The sequence below is a fragment of the Enterobacter sp. MF024 genome, assembly GCF_005843915.1.
In the GTDB taxonomy this organism is placed as follows: domain Bacteria; phylum Pseudomonadota; class Gammaproteobacteria; order Enterobacterales; family Enterobacteriaceae; genus Enterobacter; species Enterobacter barmai.
The window spans coordinates 102,930-123,412 of record NZ_VCBB01000005.1 but is presented as its reverse complement, the minus strand read 5'-3'; the positions used below and the strand labels follow the sequence as shown (position 1 = coordinate 123,412).

Sequence of the window (20,483 nt, the reverse complement as noted above, 5' to 3'; positions counted from 1 at the left end):
ACAGGCAGAATGAACATGCCAGTTTACTGATGAAGTCATTGAAAAAATTGCCATTGCAAAACAGTCTGTTTCAGCTCCTGACAGCGAGGGTTGTCCAGCTGCGCCAGGGCCTGACCCGCCTCGCTGCGCAGATAGCTCAACAACGCCTTACGCCCGCTCAGCCCCAACAGCTGGCTGAGGTCGCTGTCGTCCATGCCCTGCCCGATTTTGCCCCGCAGGCCGGTCAGCGGCAGATCCGCCGTGTGCAGCAATCGCGTCAGACTGGCGAGCGACGCCGTGAGCGGGCGGTGCGCAAAAGCAAACCCGGCCAGCTCCAGCCAGTCATCATCATTAAGGGTAGCTTCCCCTGTAGGCTGTACCGGGATCTTTTCACCGTTCCAGCGCTCAATTACCGCAGCATCGCGACACAGTCGCTGATGCTCACGCCGGCACAGCACCTGCCCCGCCGCGCTGAGCGGCAGGAGCGCCATCGCCGAGAAGCAGCCACTGCTGGCTTCGCGGTGGCTGCCCATGCGTACCAGCACAAATCCACAGCGCTGCCAGAAGCGCCACAGTTCGTCGGTGTAGCCGAAGCTGACGGAAAGGTAGTCGAGGCTCTCCTGCAGGCGGCTACTCGCCACCAGCGCCTGACCAATGCCTTCACGCTGGCGGGCAGGATGGACGGCCACCCGGGTTACCCGTCGGGCGGTGAGCGTCGCCGCCTGAGGTGAACCGCCGTGTGCCGCTAAAGATTGCGCTACCAGATTACCGCGCGGACGCCGGTAGCCCGCCCATACAGCCTGGCTGAGCGCCGGGCTCAAACCGCCCTCCTCCACCAGCCACAGCGCGCCGCAGACGATCTCCCCGGCGCGGGCGACGGCAAAATGCTGCCCGGGGGCATCCATCATGCGCCGCAGATCGAGAGGTGACGTTCGGTAGTGGGCGGCGCAGAGCAGTTTGTAGACGGCGGTCGGCAGCGCAGGCTCCCGGCGCCAGGCCTCCTGCTCCAGCGGCATATAACTGATTCCGCCCTGCGGAACGCGGTCGTCGGGCTCATCATCAAACAGCAGGACATCCGCAATAATGCGCTCCAGCGGACAGCCTGCGGCCCAGCGCACCGGGGCGGAGAGCGTGAAGTAACGCAGCCCGGCAAAACGGGCGCAGAATTTCAGTAAAAATCCCCGGCCGGTGCCCTCATAGCCCTGCACCGTAGTGGTGAGCAGAATGCGGGGGAAGCGCGTCACCAGCCTCTCGAGCAGCGGGCCGGGAATGGCTGCCGCCTCATCGACAATCAGCCAGTCGGCGTGCAGATCCGAAGCCAGCAGCGCATCCGGGGCTATAAAGTGGTAGCGCTCGCCGCCAAAGCGGGCAATGACCTCGGTCGCCGCTCTGGCGGGGGCGGTGACAATGGCGTTACCGGCAATGCGCTGCAACAGCATGCCCGCCAGCGCCGACTTGCCGCGCCCGCGCGGGGCGGTCACGGCGGCGACGCCTTCGGGCATCGTCATGAGATGATCGAGAACAGCCGCCTGCTCGCTCTGCGGTTCGCCGCTGGCCGGGTGCCAGGCGGGTGCCGGTGCGGATGGCGTAAAGCTAAAAGGCTCGCCCTGCTGCCAGCGTAATACCAGCGGATCGCGCAGGATGTGGCGGCAGAAGCGGTGAATAAAACGCGGCGTGGGGATGGGCTCCGGGCTGTCGCTCCAGCGCAGTGAATCCTGGTCGGGTTCCTCGGGCCAGCGTGTCAGATCGGGCGTGAGTAATACCAGCACGCTTCCGGCACGCAGCGTGCCCGCCACGGCGGCAAACGCCGAGACATCAAAGCCCTGTCGGGCATCGAAGATAGCATGCAGAAACTCGCGGCCCAGCAGTTGATGCAGCGCCTGCGGCGCGCAGGAAGGCGATTGCGGAGCGTCAGGGCCAATCCACAGCCAGTCCCCGGGATAGTGCCCTTTCAGCAGCAGCGCCTGCTGCTGCGTCCAGATGTCATCTCCGCTCAGCACCAGCAGCCGCCGGTGCCCCTCCCGCGCCAGTTGTTCAGGCAGGCCTGATAAATTCATCCCTGACATTGAGGATCAGATTGCCTTGCCGAAGGTATTGCATTGCGCCGGATCGCCGCCGTCAAAACCTTTTTTGAACCAGCTGTAGCGCTGTTCCGACGTGCCGTGGGTAAAGCTGTCCGGTACGACGTGACCCTGACTTTGCTTTTGCAAACGGTCATCGCCAATGGCGTGGGCAGCGTTAAGCGCCTCTTCCAGATCGCCCGCTTCCAGCACCCCCTCCTGCTGCATACTGTGGCCCCAGACGCCGGCAAAGCAGTCGGCCTGCAGTTCCATGCGCACTGACAGGGCATTCACCTCTTTCTCGCTGGCATTCTGCTGAAGCTGACGGACTTTAGGCTCAATCCCGAGCAGTTTTTGCACGTGATGACCCACTTCATGGGCGATGACGTAGCCCTGGGCAAAGTCGCCGTCGGCACCCAGTTTGCGTTTCATGTCATCGTAGAAGGAGAGATCGATATAGACGGTAGAATCAGCAGGACAGTAGAACGGCCCCATCACCGATTGCCCGGTACCGCAGCCGGTGCGCGTGGCGCCGCGATACATCACCAGCTTCGGCTGCTGGTAGGTACGGCCCATTTTGTCGAACAGCTGGCCCCAGGTATCTTCCGTTGTAGCGAGGATCACCGAGGTAAACTTCGCCGCTTCATCTTCGTTCGGGCTGATGGATCGAGGAGACTGATACTGTTGCTGCTGCATCGGTTGCCCGGTCAGCAAGCCGCTGAGGTCGACGCCGTAGTAGCCCGCCACCACCACAACCAGCAGGATAATGATGCCGCCCTTGCCGCCAGGTAAACGAAAACCCGGGCCGCCCATGGATGGGCCACCGCCGCCACTACGTCTGTCTTCTACATTGTCGCTTTCGCGACGTCCTTGCCAACGCATAACCACCTCGAAAAATATCATCCTAATAATAGGTAGATCGTAGGCGGTTCGGGACAAGATTACCACTGGAAACAGGGGTGAGATGCCAGAGAACCTTTCGCTCCCCTGGCAGAAAAGGCAGGATTAGTCGAGCTTGACGCCCAGGCGGTGGGCAACGGCTTCATACGCTTCGATTACGCCGCCGAGGCTTTGGCGGAAGCGGTCTTTGTCCATTTTATCCAGGGTCTCTTTGTCCCACAGGCGGCTGCCGTCCGGGGAGAATTCATCGCCCAGCACCACCTCGCCTTTATACAGTCCGAATTCCAGTTTGAAGTCGACCAGAATCAGGCCCGCGTCGTCAAACAGCTTCTTCAGCACGTCGTTGGCTTTGTAGGTCAGTTCCTGCATGCGCGCCAGGTTCTCTTTGCTCACCCAGCCAAAGGTTTCGCAGTAAGATTCGTTGACCATCGGATCGTGCATGGCGTCGTTTTTCAGGAACAGGTCGAACAGCGGCGGATTCAGCTCGATACCCTCTTCGATACCCAGACGCTTCACCAGGGAGCCCGCGGCGCGGTTACGAACGACACATTCAACCGGCACCATATCCAGCTTCTTCACCAGACACTCCGTATCGGACAGCAACGCTTCCATCTGCGTCGGGATGCCCGCTTCTTCCAGCTTGCTCATAATGAAGTGGTTGAACTTGTTGTTCACCATCCCTTTACGGTCAAACTGCTCAATGCGCGCGCCATCTCCTGCTGACGTATCATTGCGGAACTCGAGCACCAACAGATCCGGGTTTTCCGTGCTGTATACGGTTTTCGCTTTGCCACGATACAACTCAGCTTGCTTCTGCATCTTCATTACTCCTGGTGTGATGATTTGTGTTCAAAACTGGAGATATTATGCCACGCACACGTTTGCGTGGCACTAAAATTAAAAGGGCTGGAGTAACCAGCCCTTTTTTTTATTTGCTGAAGGCTGCCTGAAGGACAGCGACCAGCGCATCGTTCTGCGACTGGGTCAGCGTGTGACCTTTCGGATCGATAAACTGCAGGCTGCTACGGTTATCCAGATCGCCGACCTGAAGTTTGTAATCGCCAGAGGACAGTCCCGGATCGCGTACGCCCAGCGCTTCCCAACTGCTGTCAGACAGCGGCTTGTAGGTGAGCGTCACGCTGCCCGTTGAACGGGTGCTGTCGGTTACTTTCATGCCGACGCGCTCAAGGGTGGATGGCAGGCGCTGCCAGACCTGGTTGAACGGACCACGCACCACCAGCATTGGCAGACCAGTATCGTCGGCAGCGCTCTGCACGTCGAAGGTCGCGCCATTGCGGCTCTGAGCGGCATTAGCAGCGTCGGTGGCGTTCTTGTCGAGACCCGCAGCAATGACGTTAAGCAGTTCGGTGCTGTAACGCTGCATGGATGCCGCGTCTGCAACCGGTTTGCCCGCCTGCTCCAGGTTCAGCAGTTTAACCACCACCGCCTGCTGATAACCCTGAGGTTTAACAGAGACTTGATAGCGTCCACGGTACTGTTGATCTTCGTCCAGACGGTTCCATTCGATCCAGTCTGTCGACAGCGTCTGGCTGGCGTCGTCGCGCTGAGTAATCGCGTAGTTCTTCGACTGAAGGACGCTGACCACCTGCGGCCACAGCGTGGCGTTACGCGCGCTTTCAACCTGCAGCGTTGCGGTATCGCCAGTGAACTGAGTACGCGCCCCGCTCACCAGCGCCAGAGGCTGTGCTGGCGGACGAATATCAAGCGCTTTGCCTACCGCGCCGCTGCCGTTGGTGACCGGAATGTTGTAGTCGCCATTCTGAATCGGCAGGATCATGCCAGCAGGTGCATGAAGTTCAGCAAGCGGCGCGGCATCCAGATAGGATTCGTCACCACTCACCTGGCGCTTGTAGCGTGAATCTGAGCTACAGGCCGCGAGCAGCATAACAAGCGAAACACCCGCAACCTTCGCCAGGCGCGACTTCTGTACTGAGTAAGCCATCAAATCTCCCTAAACTTTACAGCAGACCGGCATGCTTAAGCGCGCTCGTGACCGTTTCGCGACCGTGGTCGGTAATCGGGGTCATTGGCAGGCGCAGCGTATCGGTCGCTACAAGTCCCAACTCCTTACATGCCCATTTCACTGGGATCGGATTGGGTTCGACAAATAATTTGTTGTGCAGCGGCATCAGACGCTGGTTAATCAAGCGCGCTTCATGGAAATGACCGGCCGCAGCCAGTTTACACATTTCAGCCATATCGCGGGCTGCAACGTTGGAGGTCACGGAAATCACGCCGTGGCCACCGAGCTGCATAAAGTCCAGCGAGGTCGCATCATCGCCACTCAGCAGAATAAAGTCGTCTGAAACCAGCTCTTTGATCTGATGAACGCGGCTTAAGTTCCCGGTCGCCTCTTTAATACCGATAATATTTTTTACTTTCGCGAGGCGGCCTACCGTTTCTGGCAGCATATCGCAGCCAGTGCGCGACGGCACATTATACAGAATTTGTGGCAAGTCAGTATGTTCAGCGATGGCTTTGAAATGCTGGAACAAACCTTCCTGGGTCGGGCGGTTGTAGTATGGCGTGACCGTCAGGCAACCTACCACACCACTGTCGTTGAAACGCTGGGTCAGGCTGATGGCTTCCGCGGTCGCGTTGGCGCCCGTACCGGCGATAACCGGGATACGCCCGTCAGCCAGTTCGAGAGTCATCATGACCACTTCGCCATGCTCTTCATGGCTCAACGTTGCAGATTCACCGGTAGTCCCTACCGAAACAATCGCCGAGGTTCCGCTGGCGACATGATAATCAATCAGTTTCTTCAGGCTTGACCGGCAGACATTACCTTTCTCATCCATCGGTGTAACAAGCGCGACAATACTTCCCGTGAACATGGGCCATCCTCTGTGCGTACAAGAGCCTCAATGGTACGTTTGGTGCTGTAATAAAAGCAAGCGACGTGAGGCCTCCAGGTTATTGTATGCCGGTTTTTTTTATGCTTTCCTTAGAAAGACTAAACCACGCAAAGGAAGAACAGGTTTGACAACCTCATCACAACATTACCTGGTTATCACTGCGCTGGGTGCCGACAGGCCGGGGATCGTGAACACCATCACCCGCCACGTCAGTAGCTGCGGCTGCAATATCGAAGACAGCCGCCTGGCGATGCTGGGTGAAGAGTTTACCTTCATCATGCTGCTTTCCGGGTCGTGGAATGCGATCACCTTAATTGAATCGACCCTGCCATTAAAAGGCGCAGAGTTGGATCTGCTGATCGTGATGAAGCGCACCACCGCGCGCCCGCAGCCGGCCCTGCCCGCCACCGTATGGGTGCAGGTGGAAGTGACGGACTCCCCGCATTTAATCGAACGCTTTACCGCCCTGTTTGACAGCCACCAGATGAATATCGCTGAGCTGGTTTCGCGTACTCAGCCGGGTGAAGTCGGCACCGTGCCTAAACTGTTTATTCAGATCACCGCGCACAGCCCGGCGTCGCGCGATGCGTCAAATATCGAGCAAGCGTTCAAAGCCCTCTGTACAGAACTGAATGCGCAAGGCAGTATTAACGTCGTCAATTATTCCCAGCATGAACAGGATGGAGTTGAGTAATGAATCCACTGAAAGCCGGTGACATCGCACCGAAATTTAGCTTGCCCGATCAAGACGGTGAGCAAGTAAATTTAACCGACTTCCAGGGACAGCGTGTACTGGTCTATTTCTACCCGAAAGCCATGACCCCAGGCTGTACCGTACAAGCCTGCGGCTTACGCGATAACATGGACGAGTTGAAAACTGCTGGCGTTGAAGTGCTGGGTATCAGCACCGACAAGCCGGAAAAACTGTCTCGCTTCGCCGAAAAAGAGCTGCTGAACTTCACGCTGCTGTCCGACGAAGATCACCAGGTCTGCAACGCGTTTGGCGTCTGGGGTGAGAAAACCTTTATGGGTAAAACCTATGACGGTATTCACCGCATCAGCTTCCTGATTGACGCTGACGGCAAGGTTGAACACGTGTTTGATGACTTCAAAACCAGCAATCACCATGATGTGGTGCTGGAATGGGTTAAAGCGAACGCCTGAAGGTAAATGCAAAACGGCAACCTGAGTTGCCGTTTTTAGTGTTTGCTCCCTCTCCACGTGGGAGAGGGTCGGGGTGAGGGCGTCAGCCCGCACAAAACCGTAGGCCGGGTAAGCGTAGCGCCACCCGGCAAAAACTACTCCTCCACCGCCGGCACATCCGGCCATGCGTGAACCACCGCTTTAATCAGCGTTGCCAGCGGGATCGCAAAGAACACGCCCCAGAATCCCCATAATCCGCCAAAAATGACCACCGACAGGATAATGACCAGCGGGTGAAGGTTCACCGCTTCCGAGAACAGCACCGGCACCAGCAGGTTGCCGTCCAGTCCCTGAATGATCAGATAGACGACGAAACAGCTCCAGAACTCCGTGCCCAGCCCAAACTGGAACAGCGCCACGCCCACCACCGGAATGGTGACCACAAAGGCCCCGATATAGGGGATAAGCACCGAGAAGCCGACCAGTACCGCCAACAGCAGGGAATAGTTCAGGCCAAAGATCAAGAACCCAATCCAGGTGGCGACCCCAACGACAATCATCTCCAGCACTTTGCCGCGGATGTAATTGGTGATCTGCTGGTTCATCTCTTTCCACACCTGCCCTGCCAGGCCACGGTTACGCGGCAGAACGCGACGCACCGCGTTAAGCATCTGCTCTTTATCTTTAACCAGGAAGAAGACCATCAGCGGCACCAGCACCAGATAGACCGCCAGCGTCAGCAGGCCCACCAGCGACGCGAGGGAGAATTTCACCACCGTATCCCCCATCGTCATGATGCGGGTACGCATGTTTTCAGCCATCGCATCAATAATGCCCGCGTCCATCAGGGCCGGATAGCGGCGCGGCAGAGTAGCGGAAAAGTCAGACAGTTTGCTCAGCATCCCCGGCATGTCGCGGATCAGGTTTATCCCCTGCTGCCAGGCGATAGGCAGAACCACAAAGGACATCACCATTAATATGCCGACAAAAAAGACCAGCACGATGATGCTGGCCCAGCGGCGGGAGCAGCCAATATTTTCCAGCCGGACGGTGGGCCACTCCAGCAGATAGGCGAGCACAATCGCCACCAGCAGCGGTGCCAGCAGCCCGCTAAAGAAGAAGAGGATGCCAAATCCGGCAACCAGAATAACCAGTAAAGCAATGGCTTCGGGATCGCTAAAGCGTCGGCGGTACCACTGCATTAATAACTCGAGCATACAACCCTTCCCTGAAGATGTTGGCTGGACGTAAAGGGTGAATTGTATCGAAGAGTTAATGAAAAGACTTTCGCTTTTTCGTGCTCTGTCACAAAACGCAAAAGCCTGAAAAGAGGGATTTTCTTATCGCCCTGACGCGAATACACTGGCAGAGCAGCCGCAGATGAACGATATGCGGGTTCTTCGGTCAAATTAGCACACCCACCAGACAGGACAGAGGTTATGTTCAGGCAGTTGAAAAAAACGTTGGTTGCGACGCTCATCGCTGCGCTGACCGCTGGCCAGATGATGCCAGCCTTCGCTGACTCTGCAGACTCATTGCCGGATATGGGCACCTCGGCAGGAAGCACGCTCTCCATTGGTCAGGAGATGCAAATGGGCGACTTCTATGTGCGTCAGCTGCGCGGCAGCGCGCCGCTGATTAACGATCCGCTGCTGGTGCAGTACATCAATTCGCTGGGGATGCGTCTTGTCTCCCATGCGAATTCGGTCAAGACGCCTTTCCACTTCTATTTAATCAATAACGACGAGATCAACGCCTTCGCCTTCTTCGGCGGCAACGTGGTGCTGCACTCGGCGTTATTCCGCTATGCCGATAACGAAAGCCAGCTGGCCTCGGTCATGGCGCACGAAATCTCCCACGTCACCCAGCGCCACCTGGCGCGAGCGATGGAAGATCAGAAGCGCAGCGCCCCGCTCACCTGGGTGGGCGCGCTGGGCTCTATCCTGCTGGCGATGGCCAGCCCGCAGGCGGGTATGGCGGCGCTGACCGGTACTCTGGCGGGAACCCGTCAGGGGATGATCAGCTTTACCCAGCAAAACGAACAGGAAGCCGACCGCATCGGTATTCAGGTGCTGCAGCGCTCCGGGTTTGACCCGCAGGCGATGCCGGGCTTCCTCGAAAAATTACTCGACCAGGCGCGCTACTCTTCACGCCCGCCGGAAATTTTGCTCACCCACCCGCTTCCGGAAAGCCGCCTTTCGGATGCGCGCAACCGCGCCAACCAGATGCGTCCGGTGGTGGTGCAGTCCTCGCAGGATTTCTACATGGCGAAGGTCAGAACCCTCGGCATGTATAACTCCGGGCGTAACCAGCTAACCAACGATCTGCTGGATGCCCTGAACAAAGGCAACGTCCGTGAGCAGCGGGCGGCCCAGTATGGGCGTGCACTGCAGGCGATGGAAGCCAGCAACTACGACGAAGCCCGCAAGAACCTGCAGCCGCTGCTGGCCGCAGAGTCAGGCAACGCCTGGTATCTCGATCTCGCGACCGATATCGATTTAGGGCAGAAAAAAGCCCAGGATGCGATTAACCGCCTGAAAGGTGCCCGCGATCTGCGCAACAACCCGGTACTGCAGCTCAACCTGGCGAACGCTTACTTACAGGGTGGACAGCCGCAGGACGCCGCCACGCTCCTCAACCGCTACACCTTCAGTAATAAGGATGACCCTAACGGTTGGGATCTGCTGGCCCAGGCAGAAGCCGCGCTTGGCCATCGCGATCAGGAGCTGGCTGCCCGGGCCGAAGGTTTTGCCCTTGCCGGACGCCTGGATCAGGCCATCTCGCTGCTGAGCAGCGCCAGCTCGCAGGTAAAACTCGGCAGTCTGCAACAGGCCCGTTACGATGCCCGCATCGATCAGCTGCGCCAGCTGCAGGAGCGCTATCGCCCGTATGAAAAGATGTAAAAGGAGACAAGATGTCTGACGCGGTTACGATCTACCATAACCCTCGCTGCTCAAAGAGCCGTGAAACCCTGAACCTGCTCAAGGATAACGGCGTTGAGCCGCAGGTGGTGCTCTATCTGGAGACGCCGCCGGATGCCGACACCCTGCGCATGCTGCTTGGTCAACTGGGGATGTCCAGCGCCCGGGAGTTAATGCGCCAGAAAGAGGAGCTTTACAAAGAGCTGGGCCTGGCGGACAGCGCGCTCAGCGAAGCGCAACTGATCCAGGCGATGGTGGAAAATCCGAAGCTGATTGAGCGCCCGATTGTGGTGGCGAACGGTCAGGCACGGATTGGTCGTCCGCCTGAACAGGTACTTGAGATTGTGAAGTAAGCATGAAGTGGCCCGGTAGCCTGTGCGCCGGGCCTACAGATTGAGGATGTCTTTTACAAAAGGAATGGTTAATTTCCGCTGGGCGGTGATGGAGGCTTTATCCAGCTGATCGAGGGTCATAAACAGCGTACGCATCTCGCGATCCAGACGTTTTAACAGAAAACGCCCCACGTCTTCCGGCAGTTCAAACCCACGTAACCGCGCCCGCAGCTGCAAAGCCTGGAGCTTATCTTCATCGGAGAGCGGCTGTAATTTGTAGATTTGTCCCCAGTCGAGTCGTGAAGCCAGATCGGCCAGCCCGAGATTCAGCTGACGCGGAGGACGATCGCCAGTGATCAGCAGCCGGGTTTTCCCGGACTCCAGAATGCGGTTATAGAGATCAAAAATCGCCATTTCCCACAGTTCATCCCCCGCCACGCATTCGATATTGTCGATGCAGACCAGCGACAGCTGCTCCATCCCATCAAGGACTTCCGGCACAAACCAGGTGCGTTTATCCAGCGGCACATAGCCGACCGCATCCCCGCGCTGGGAAAGCTCGGCACAGGCAGCGTGCAGCAGATGGCTGCGTCCCGCGCCTTCGCGCGACCAGATATAGATGTAACCGCTGTGCTCCTGGCGCAGCACGTTTTGCAGTGCAGCCAGTAAAGAGGGGTTATCGCCCGGCCAGAAACTCGCGAAAGTTTCGTCGTCGGGAAGATAAAGTGGCAAAGAGAGCTGTGCCGGTGCGTTCAGAAATACCTCAACCAGGTCTTACTCGGAATCGGCCCAGAGTTTAACACGGAACAAGCGGGGAGAGAACCGGGCGGATCGGCCGCCCGGTTAGACGATCAATGAGAGACTTTTTCGCTCTCTTCCGCGTCCAGGACCACTTCTTCCGGGCGCAGAACGGAGATCAGTTTGAAGATCAGGGCCAGGCCTACACCGACGATGGTCGCCAGCGCCATGCCCTTCAGCTCGGCTGCGCCAATGTGAACCTTCGCGCCGCTCACGCCGATGATCAGGATAACGGAGGTCAGGATCAGGTTCTGCGCTTTGCTGTAGTCCACTTTGGACTCAATCAGCACGCGGATACCGGAAGCACCAATTACCCCGTACAGCAGCAGAGAAACACCGCCCATCACCGGCACCGGGATGATCTGGATGGCTGCCGCCAGCTTACCCACGCAGGAGAGCAGGATAGCGATGATCGCCGCGCCGCCGATAACCCAGGTGCTGTACACGCGGGTAATAGCCATCACGCCGATGTTTTCACCGTAGGTGGTGTTTGGCGTAGAGCCAAAGAAGCCGGAGATGATGGTCGAGAAACCGTTGGCGAACATCGAGCGGTGCAGGCCCGGGTCGCGGATCAGGTCGCGCTTAACGATGTTCGCCGTCACCACCAGGTGACCAACGTGCTCGGCAATGACCACCAGCGCCGCAGGCAGAATGGTGAAAATAGCAAACCACTCAAAGCGCGGGGTGTAGAAGGTTGGCAGCGCGAACCAGTGGGCCTGGGCAATTGGCGTGGTATCCACAACGCCCATGGCGAAGGAGAGCGCATAGCCCGCCAGCACGCCAATCAGGATCGGGATAATCGCCATAAAGCCGCGGAACAGCACGGAGCCAAAGACCGTCACGCCCAGCGTCACCAGCGAGATGATAATGGTTTTGGTGTCCGGCGCCTGGCCGTCGGCAGGCAGCAGCCCCGCCATGTTCGCCGCAACGCCCGCCAGTTCAAGGCCGATGACGGCAACGATTGCGCCCATCGCCGCAGGCGGGAACATCACGTCCAGCCAGCCGGTACCCGCTTTCTTCACAATGAAAGCCACCAGGCAGAACAGCACGCCGCACATGATGAAACCGCCCAGCGCCACTTCATAACCTAACGGCAGCAGCAGCAGGACCGGAGAAATAAATGCAAAGCTGGAACCCAGATAGGCCGGGATTTTGCCTTTACAGATAATGAGATACAGCAGCGTCCCGATGCCATTAAACAGCAGCACGGTGGCCGGGTTAATGTGGAACAGAATAGGCACCAGCACGGTTGCGCCAAACATCGCAAACAGGTGCTGCAAACTAAGCGGGATAGTCTGCAAAAGTGGCGGTCTTTCACTCACCCCGATAGCACGGCGCGTCATAGATTCTTCCTCAAGTGTTGTTTGTTTTAAGCGGTTGGGTTTTTTATTCAAAAAAAAGCCGACTATCAAAGTCGGCTTCTTTTTCGTTATTCACTTATTTGGTACCAAAAATCTTATCGCCGGCATCGCCGAGGCCCGGGATGATGTACCCGTGCTCGTTCAGTCCCTGATCGACAGACGCGGTGTAAAGCTCAACGTCCGGGTGCGCTTTTTCCAGCGCGGCAATACCTTCCGGCGCGGCAACCAGCACCAGCACCTTGATGCTGCTGCAGCCAGCGTTTTTCAGCAGGTCGATGGTGGCGATCATGGAACCACCGGTCGCCAGCATTGGGTCAACGACCAGCGCCATACGCTCGTCGATGTTGGACACCAGCTTCTGGAAATACGGAACCGGCTCCAGCGTCTCTTCGTTACGGTAGATACCGACCACGCTGATACGCGCGCTTGGGACGTGCTCCAGCACGCCTTCCATCATGCCCAGACCCGCACGCAGGATTGGCACAACGGTAATTTTTTTGCCTTTGATCTGCTCAACCTGTACCGGGCCGTTCCAGCCTTCAATGGTCACCGTTTCGGTTTCCAGATCGGAGGTTGCTTCATAGGTCAGTAAGCTGCCAACTTCAGAGGCCAGTTCACGAAAGCGCTTAGTGCTGATGTCATGCTCACGCATCAGGCCCAGCTTGTGTTTAACGAGTGGGTGTTTCACTTCCACAATCTTCATTCTCTTTCTCCTTCGGGTGGCAGCCACAAAAAAAATCGCCGGATTATACCGCTTTTTGCGGACAGCGCCATACCCATCTTGCTTGACGTACATCAAGCAAAGTGATTTAGAGACAAAAAAAGCCGGAGACAGGGCTCCGGCTTGGGTGCGGGATCTGCCCGGTGGCGCTACGCTTATGCGGGCCTACGTGTAGTGTAGGCCGGGTAAGCGTTAGCGCCACCCGGCAACTAAAGGTTCTCTCCGTTGCTGGCGATCACCTTCTGATACCAGGCGAACGACTTTTTCTTGCTGCGATTCAGCGTGCCGTTGCCTTCGTTGTCTTTATCCACGTAGATAAAGCCATAGCGTTTTTTCATCTCGCCCGTTCCGGCAGAGACCAGATCGATGCAGCCCCACGGGGTGTAGCCCATCAGATCCACGCCATCCTCCTCCACCGCTTTTTTCATCTCGCGGATATGGGCGCTGAGATAGTCGATGCGGTACTGGTCGTTCACCGTGCCGTCGCTCTCCAGCACGTCGATGGCGCCAAAACCGTTCTCGACAATAAACAGCGGCAGCTGGTAGTGATCCCAGAACCAGTTCAGGGAGTAGCGCAGCCCCACCGGGTCAATCTGCCAGCCCCAGTCAGACTTCTGCACGTACGGGTTGGAGACCAGGCTTTTGCTTTCGTCATAATCCAGCTGCGGGTTGTCGTCCGTCGCTTTGGTGGCAAACGACATGTAATAGCTGAAGCCAATGTAGTCCACGCAGCCCTGCTTCAGCGCCGCTTTATCCTCTTCGGTGATATCCAGCTCAAAGCCGCGACGGGCGAAGTAGTTGAGCAGATGCTGCGGATAGGCTCCGCGCACGTGCACGTCGGTGAACCAGTAGCGGCGGTGCATGGCGTTCATCGCCATCATCATATCGTTCGGGGCGCAGGTCAGCGGATAGATTGGGCACATGGCGATCATGCAGCCGATACGCAGGGACGGGTTGATGTCGCGTCCGGCTTTCACCGCCAGAGCGCTCGCCACCAGCTCATAGTGCGCCGCCTGGAACATCACCGGCTCGCGATCTTCACCCGGCTGATAGTGCAGGCCGGAGTTAGTAAAGGGTGCGAAATCCTCGTGGAAGTTGGCCTGGTTGTTGATCTCGTTAAAGGTCATCCAGTACTTCACTTTGTGCTGATAGCGCTCGAACACGACGCTGGCAAAGCGCACAAAAAAGTCGATCAGCTTGCGGTTACGCCAGCCGCCGTACTCTTTTACCAGGTGATAAGGCATTTCGAAGTGCGAGAGGGTGATCACCGGTTCGATGCCGTGCTTCAGACACTCATCAAACAGATCGTCGTAAAACTTCAGCCCCGCCTCGTTAGGTTGCAGCTCGTCGCCTTTGGGGAAAATACGCGTCCAGGCAATGGAGGTGCGGAAGCATTTAAAGCCCATCTCCGCGAACAGCTGGATATCTTCTTTGTACCGGTGATAGAAATCGATGGCTTCGTGGTTGGGGTAGTTTTTACCCGGCAGCACGCCGTCGGTGATTTCGCGGGGGACGCCGTGTGCGCCAGCGGTCATCACGTCCGCAACGCTTGCGCCCTTCCCGCCCTCCTGCCAGCCGCCTTCAAGTTGATGCGCCGCCACCGCGCCGCCCCACAGAAAATCCTCTTTGAATCCTGACATGCGATATCCCTCATTCAGCGTTAATTATCGGCAAAAAAGAGTACAGAAACCGGTTTCAGTAAAATGATGTGCATTCCCTGGCAGGGTTGCAAGAATAAGAATGTACCCGGTTTCATTTTCGTGAACGGGTTCATGTTTGCGTCCTGAGGTGCGATTTTCGCTGGATTTTCAGGGGCGCTATTTTCTGTTGCAGAATGGGCTCGCAAACGTTTGCCTGGACTGTTAGAATTGCGCCGATTTTTCTTACTATCGCAATGCAATCGCGTGGGGACTTGAGCCGTGACCAACAAAACTTCTCTCAGCTACAAAGATGCCGGTGTTGATATTGACGCAGGTAATGCGCTGGTTGACCGTATCAAAGGTGTGGTGAAAAAGACCCGCCGCCCGGAAGTGATGGGAGGTCTGGGAGGATTCGGCGCACTGTGCGCGCTGCCGCAAAAATACCGTGAACCGGTTCTGGTCTCAGGCACCGACGGCGTGGGCACCAAGCTGCGTCTGGCGATGGATCTGAAACGCCACGACACCATTGGCGTTGACCTGGTCGCGATGTGCGTCAATGACCTGGTTGTTCAGGGCGCTGAGCCGCTGTTCTTCCTCGACTACTACGCGACCGGCAAGCTGGACGTGGATACCGCAGCCAGCGTAATCAGCGGCATCGCCGAGGGTTGTCTGCAGTCTGGCTGTGCGCTGGTGGGCGGTGAAACTGCCGAAATGCCGGGCATGTACCACGGCGAAGATTACGACGTTGCTGGCTTCTGCGTGGGCGTTGTCGAAAAATCAGAGATCGTTGACGGCAGCAAAGTGACCGACGGCGACGTGCTGATCGCCCTGGCGTCCAGCGGCCCACACTCTAACGGCTACTCCCTGGTGCGCAAAATTGTCGAAGTGAGCGGCTGCGACCCCCTCACCACCGAGCTTGAAGGGAAACCGCTGGCCGATCACCTGCTCGAACCTACCCGTATCTACGTGAAATCGGTTCTGGAGCTGATTGAGAACGTGGACGTTCACGCTATCGCCCACCTGACCGGCGGCGGCTTCTGGGAAAACATCCCGCGCGTACTGCCGGACAACACCCAGGCGGTGATCGACGAGTCTTCATGGCAGTGGCCTGCGGTATTTAACTGGCTCCAGGATGCCGGTAACGTCAGCAATCACGAGATGTATCGCACCTTCAACTGCGGCGTGGGGATGGTTATTGCCCTGCCGGCAAGCGAAGTGGACAAAGCCCTGGCGCTGCTGCAGGCGAAAGGTGAAAACGCGTGGAAAATCGGTATCATCAAAGCGTCTGATTCCGAAGAGCGTGTGGTCATTGAATGAAAAATATAGTGGTGCTCATTTCCGGTAACGGAAGTAATTTGCAGGCTATCATCGATGCCTGCAAACAGAAGAAAATCAACGGCACCCTCCGCGCAGTATTCAGTAACAAGGCCGATGCGTACGGCCTTGAGCGTGCCCGCGATGCGGGCATTGCCGTGCATGCGCTCAGCGCCTCCCAGTTTGCCAGCCGCGAGGCCTTTGACTGCGAGCTGGTGCAGGAGATAGACGCCTACGCCCCGGACGTGGTGGTGCTTGCCGGCTATATGCGCATCCTCAGCCCGGCGTTTGTTGCGCACTATGCCGGGCGACTGCTGAACATCCACCCTTCCCTGCTGCCAAAATATCCTGGCCTGAACACCCATCGTCAGGTGCTGGATAACGGCGATGAAGAGCACGGCACTTCGGTCCATTTCGTCACTGACGAGCTGGATGGCGGCCCGGTTATTCTGCAGGCGAAAGTGCCGGTATTTGCAGGCGACAGCGAAGAGGATGTCACCGCCCGGGTGCAGGCCCAGGAGCACGCCATCTACCCGCTGGTGGTCAGCTGGTTTGTTGACGGTCGTCTGGAAATGCGCGACGGCGCCGCCTGGCTGGACGGCGCGCCGTTACCCCCGCAAGGACATGCGGCAGAAGAATAGTATATTTGTCGGGTGGCGCTTCGCTTACCCGACCTACTTAACTAACTCTCTATTTTCCCTCAAAAAATAATTTAACTGTCATACTTTTCTGACACAGTTGGACATATTGTGGAAATGCTCGCCATAATAAAGGCGAGACGGATTTACCACGTCCTGTGATTGAACTGGAGTGTGAGTAGTAATGGGTCAGGAAAAGTTATACATCGAGAAAGAGCTAAGCTGGTTAGCATTCAACGAGCGCGTGCTTCAGGAAGCGGCGGATAAAACTAACCCGCTGATTGAGCGCATGCGTTTTCTGGGGATTTACTCCAATAACCTGGACGAGTTCTATAAAGTTCGCTTTGCTGAACTGAAGCGCCGAATCATCATTAGCGAAGAGCAGGGTTTAAACTCGAACTCGCGTCATCTGCTGGGCAAGATCCAGTCCCGCGTACTGAAAGCCGATCAAGAGTTTGATAGCCTCTATAACGAATTGCTGCTGGAGATGGCGCGCAATCAAATCTTCCTGATCAACGAGCGTCAGCTCTCGGTCAACCAGCAGAGCTGGCTGCGTCACTATTTCAAACATTATCTGCGCCAGCACATCACCCCGATCCTGATTAACCGCGAAACCGATCTGGTGCAGTTCCTGAAGGATGACTACACCTATCTGGCGGTAGAGATTATCCGCGGCGACAGCATCCGCTATGCGCTGCTGGAGATCCCGTCAGATAAAGTCCCGCGCTTTGTCAATCTGCCGCCGGAAACGCCGCGTCGCCGCAAGCCGATGATCCTGCTGGATAACATTCTGCGCTACTGCCTGGACGACATCTTTAAAGGCTTCTTCGACTACGATGCGCTGAACGCCTACTCCATGAAGATGACCCGCGACGCGGAGTACGATCTGGTGCACGAGATGGAGGCCAGCCTGATGGAGCTGATGTCCTCCAGCCTTAAGCAGCGTCTGACGGCCGAGCCGGTGCGCTTTGTCTATCAGCGCGATATGCCCGATGCCATGGTCGAGATGCTTCGCGAGAAGCTGACTATCTCCCGCTACGACTCCATCGTGCCGGGCGGTCGCTACCATAACTTCAAAGACTTTATCGGCTTCCCGAACGTTGGCAAAGCCAACCTGGTGAACAAGCCGCTGCCGCGCCTGCGCCACATCTGGTTTGATAAGTTCCGCAACGGCTTCGACGCCATTCGCGAGCGCGACGTCCTGCTCTACTATCCGTACCACACCTTTGAGCACGTGCTGGAACTGATGCGTCAGGCGTCGTTCGACCCCAACGTGCTGGCGATTAAAATCAACATCTACCGCGTGGCGAAAGATTCCCGCATCATCGATGCGATGATCCACGCTGCCCACAACGGCAAGAAAGTGACCGTGGTGGTGGAACTACAGGCGCGTTTCGACGAAGAGGCCAACATCCACTGGGCCCGTCGTCTCACCGAAGCGGGCGTGCACGTGATCTTCTCCGCCCCTGGCCTGAAGATCCACGCCAAGCTGTTCCTCATCTCCCGTAAAGAGGGCGATGACGTGGTGCGTTATGCCCACATCGGCACCGGTAACTTTAACGAAAAAACCGCACGCATTTATACCGACTACTCGCTGCTGACCGCCGATGCGCGGATCACCAACGAAGTGCGTCGGGTGTTTAACTTTATTGAAAACCCGTATCGCCCGGTCAGCTTCGACTATCTGCTGGTCTCCCCGCAGAACTCCCGTCGCCTGCTGTATGACATGATCGACCGTGAGATCGCCAATGCGCAGAAGGGCCTGCCTTCCGGCATCACGCTGAAGCTCAATAACCTGGTCGATAAAGGGCTGGTGGATCGCCTGTATGCTGCGTCCAGCTCGGGGGTGATGGTTAACCTGCTGATCCGCGGTATGTGCTCCCTGATCCCCGATCTCGAAGGGATTAGTGAAAATATTCGCGTCATCAGTATCGTCGACCGCTATCTCGAGCACGATCGCATCTATATTTTTGAGAACGGTGGCGATAAACGCGTCTACCTCTCCTCAGCCGACTGGATGACGCGTAATATCGATTACCGTATTGAAGTGGCGGCACCGCTGCTTGATCCACGGCTGAAGCAACAAATTCTTGATATCATTGACTTATTGTTAAGTGATACTGTAAAAGCACGTTATATCGATAAAGAACTGAGTAACCGCTATGTGCCGCGCGGCAACCGCCGTAAGGTGCGCGCACAGCTGGCGATTTACGACTATATCAAATCACTCGAGCAACCCGATTAACCTATGCCGATAAACGACAAGACCCCACGACCGCAGGAGTTTGCTGCGGTCGACCTAGGTTCTAACAGCTTCCACATGGTCATCGCCCGTGAGGTGGATGGCGCAATGCAGATCATCGGTCGTCTGAAGCAGCGCGTCCACCTGGCTGACGGCCTGGGTGCGGACAATATGCTCAGCGAAGAGGCGATGGAGCGCGGGCTTAACTGCCTGTCATTGTTCGCCGAACGTTTGCAGGGCTTCACCGCATCAAGCGTCTGCATTGTCGGAACCCATACCCTGCGCCAGGCGGCTAACGCCACGGAATTTTTAAAACGCGCTGAAAAGGTGATCCCCTACCCTATTGAGATCATTTCGGGTAACGAAGAAGCCCGTCTGATTTTTATGGGCGTGGAACATACGCAACCTGAAAAGGGCCGCAAGCTGGTGATTGACATCGGCGGCGGCTCGACGGAGCTGGTGATTGGCGAGAACTTTGAACCGCACCTGGTTGAAAGCCGCCGGATGGGCTGCGTCAGCTTTGCCCAGCTCTATTTCCCGGGCGGTGTTATCAGCCGGGAGAACTTCCAGCGCGCGCGTATGGCGGCGGTACAGAAACTGGAGTCCCTCGCCTGGCAGTATCGTCTGCAGGGCTGGAACGTGGCGCTTGGCGCCTCGGGTACCATCAAAGCGGCGCACGAAGTGCTGGTAGAGATGGGCGAAAAAGATGGCTTTATCACGCCAGAGCGTCTGACCATGCTGATGGAAGAGGTGATCAAGCATAAGAGCTTTGATGCCCTGAGCCTGCCGGGTCTGTCCGAAGAGCGCAAAGCGGTCTTTGTGCCGGGTCTGGCAATCCTGTGCGGCGTGTTCGATGCGCTGGCAATCCGTGAGCTGCGTCTGTCCGACGGAGCGCTGCGTGAAGGCGTGCTGTATGAGATGGAGGGCCGCTTCCGTCACCAGGATATCCGCAGCCGTACCGCCCAGAGCCTGGCCAATCAGTACAATATTGACCGCGAACAGGCCCGACGCGTGCTGGAAACCACGATCCATATGTACGATCAGTGGGAAGCCCAGAATCCGAAACTGGCGCATCCGCAGCTGGCAGCTCTGCTTAAGTGGGCGGCGATGCTGCATGAAGTGGGGCTGAATATCAACCACAGCGGGATGCATCGCCATTCGGCCTATATCCTGCAAAACAGCGACCTGCCCGGCTTCAACCAGGAGCAGCAGACCATGATGGCCTCGCTGGTACGCTATCATCGTAAAGCCGTTAAGCTGGACGAGTTGCCGCGCTTTACGCTGTTTAAGAAAAAACAGTTCCAGCCGCTGATCCAGCTGTTACGTCTGGGCGTGCTGCTGAACAACCAGCGCCAGGCGACCACCACGCCGCCAACGCTGACGCTCACCACGGACGATAACCACTGGACGCTGAGCTTCCCGCACGACTGGTTTAGCCAGAACGCGCTGGTTCTGCTGGATCTGGAAAAAGAGCAGCAGTACTGGAGCGCCGTCACCGGCTGGTGCTTAAAAATTGAAGAAGAGCGCTCGCCGAACGTCGCTGCGTAACCCTCCC

General features: G+C 57.2%; 18 protein-coding genes. 8 read left to right on the top strand and 10 right to left on the bottom strand.

What is annotated here, in order from left to right; all coding sequences use genetic code 11:
* Window positions 1-35: 35 nt before the first annotated feature.
* The 5 genes from FFB58_RS10015 to dapA all read right to left on the bottom strand — a co-directional run bounded on the left by FFB58_RS10015 (window position 36) and on the right by dapA (window position 5,797).
* A complete protein-coding gene (locus FFB58_RS10015) occupies window positions 36-2,036 on the bottom strand; it encodes a GNAT family N-acetyltransferase (protein WP_286172691.1) in 2,001 nt (666 codons plus the stop codon).
* 15 nt (window positions 2,037-2,051) lie between these two features.
* Window positions 2,052-2,921, bottom strand: coding sequence for a neutral zinc metallopeptidase (locus FFB58_RS10010; protein ID WP_039029682.1), 870 nt, complete (start codon window positions 2,919-2,921; stop codon window positions 2,052-2,054).
* Window positions 2,922-3,044: 123 nt separating this feature from the next.
* Window positions 3,045-3,758, bottom strand: coding sequence for a phosphoribosylaminoimidazolesuccinocarboxamide synthase (purC, locus tag FFB58_RS10005; protein WP_039029683.1), 714 nt, complete (start codon window positions 3,756-3,758; stop codon window positions 3,045-3,047).
* Between the two features lie 109 nt (window positions 3,759-3,867).
* Window positions 3,868-4,902 (bottom strand): outer membrane protein assembly factor BamC, encoded by a 1,035-nt coding sequence (bamC, locus tag FFB58_RS10000; RefSeq protein WP_039029684.1) that lies wholly within the window; start codon window positions 4,900-4,902, stop codon window positions 3,868-3,870.
* A gap of 16 nt (window positions 4,903-4,918) precedes the next feature.
* On the bottom strand, window positions 4,919-5,797 hold the full coding sequence (gene dapA, locus FFB58_RS09995; RefSeq protein ID WP_138369780.1) for a 4-hydroxy-tetrahydrodipicolinate synthase: 879 nt from the start codon (window positions 5,795-5,797) through the stop codon (window positions 4,919-4,921).
* Between the two features lie 145 nt (window positions 5,798-5,942).
* Here dapA and FFB58_RS09990 point away from each other — a divergent pair, with 145 nt between their 5' ends.
* Complete coding sequence (locus FFB58_RS09990; protein WP_039029686.1) at window positions 5,943-6,512, top strand: glycine cleavage system transcriptional repressor; 570 nt, start codon at window positions 5,943-5,945, stop codon at window positions 6,510-6,512.
* Entirely contained in the window at window positions 6,512-6,982 is a 471-nt protein-coding gene (bcp, locus tag FFB58_RS09985) for a thioredoxin-dependent thiol peroxidase (protein ID WP_039029687.1), read from the top strand. The genes FFB58_RS09990 and bcp overlap by 1 nt, the downstream gene beginning before the upstream one ends.
* 134 nt (window positions 6,983-7,116) lie before the next feature.
* Here the strand turns inward: bcp and FFB58_RS09980 are convergent, their stop codons facing one another.
* Complete coding sequence (locus FFB58_RS09980) at window positions 7,117-8,178, bottom strand: AI-2E family transporter (protein ID WP_138369778.1); 1,062 nt, start codon at window positions 8,176-8,178, stop codon at window positions 7,117-7,119.
* A 222-nt stretch (window positions 8,179-8,400) separates the two neighbouring features.
* Here FFB58_RS09980 and bepA point away from each other — a divergent pair, with 222 nt between their 5' ends.
* Together bepA and arsC are read left to right on the top strand one after the other, a co-directional pair.
* On the top strand, window positions 8,401-9,864 hold the full coding sequence (bepA, locus tag FFB58_RS09975; protein ID WP_039029689.1) for a beta-barrel assembly-enhancing protease: 1,464 nt from the start codon (window positions 8,401-8,403) through the stop codon (window positions 9,862-9,864).
* Window positions 9,865-9,875: 11 nt separating this feature from the next.
* Window positions 9,876-10,235: an arsenate reductase (glutaredoxin) gene (gene arsC, locus FFB58_RS09970; RefSeq protein ID WP_138369777.1), complete on the top strand. Its 360-nt coding sequence runs from the start codon at window positions 9,876-9,878 to the stop codon at window positions 10,233-10,235.
* A 33-nt stretch (window positions 10,236-10,268) separates the two neighbouring features.
* Here arsC and FFB58_RS09965 read toward each other — a convergent pair whose 3' ends face one another.
* The 4 genes from FFB58_RS09965 to FFB58_RS09950 form a co-directional block, all read right to left on the bottom strand.
* Complete coding sequence (locus FFB58_RS09965; protein WP_071886429.1) at window positions 10,269-10,970, bottom strand: DnaA inactivator Hda; 702 nt, start codon at window positions 10,968-10,970, stop codon at window positions 10,269-10,271.
* Window positions 10,971-11,065: 95 nt separating this feature from the next.
* Complete coding sequence (uraA, locus tag FFB58_RS09960; RefSeq protein WP_039029691.1) at window positions 11,066-12,355, bottom strand: uracil permease; 1,290 nt, start codon at window positions 12,353-12,355, stop codon at window positions 11,066-11,068.
* 94 nt (window positions 12,356-12,449) lie between these two features.
* Window positions 12,450-13,076, bottom strand: a complete 627-nt coding sequence (gene upp, locus FFB58_RS09955; protein ID WP_032613066.1) for a uracil phosphoribosyltransferase — start codon at window positions 13,074-13,076, stop codon at window positions 12,450-12,452.
* 227 nt (window positions 13,077-13,303) lie between these two features.
* Complete coding sequence (locus FFB58_RS09950; RefSeq protein ID WP_138369776.1) at window positions 13,304-14,734, bottom strand: 6-phospho-beta-glucosidase; 1,431 nt, start codon at window positions 14,732-14,734, stop codon at window positions 13,304-13,306.
* A 279-nt stretch (window positions 14,735-15,013) separates the two neighbouring features.
* Between FFB58_RS09950 and purM the strand changes: the two genes are divergently transcribed.
* The 4 genes from purM (at window position 15,014) to ppx (ending at window position 20,476) form a co-directional block, all read left to right on the top strand.
* Window positions 15,014-16,051: a phosphoribosylformylglycinamidine cyclo-ligase gene (gene purM / locus FFB58_RS09945; RefSeq protein WP_039029693.1), complete on the top strand. Its 1,038-nt coding sequence runs from the start codon at window positions 15,014-15,016 to the stop codon at window positions 16,049-16,051.
* A complete protein-coding gene (gene purN / locus FFB58_RS09940; protein ID WP_138369775.1) occupies window positions 16,048-16,689 on the top strand; it encodes a phosphoribosylglycinamide formyltransferase in 642 nt (213 codons plus the stop codon). The genes purM and purN overlap by 4 nt, the downstream gene beginning before the upstream one ends.
* A 181-nt stretch (window positions 16,690-16,870) precedes the next feature.
* Window positions 16,871-18,931, top strand: a complete 2,061-nt coding sequence (gene ppk1, locus FFB58_RS09935) for a polyphosphate kinase 1 (RefSeq protein WP_039029695.1) — start codon at window positions 16,871-16,873, stop codon at window positions 18,929-18,931.
* A 3-nt stretch (window positions 18,932-18,934) separates the two neighbouring features.
* Window positions 18,935-20,476, top strand: a complete 1,542-nt coding sequence (gene ppx / locus FFB58_RS09930) for an exopolyphosphatase (protein WP_138369774.1) — start codon at window positions 18,935-18,937, stop codon at window positions 20,474-20,476.
* Window positions 20,477-20,483: the final 7 nt, after the last annotated feature.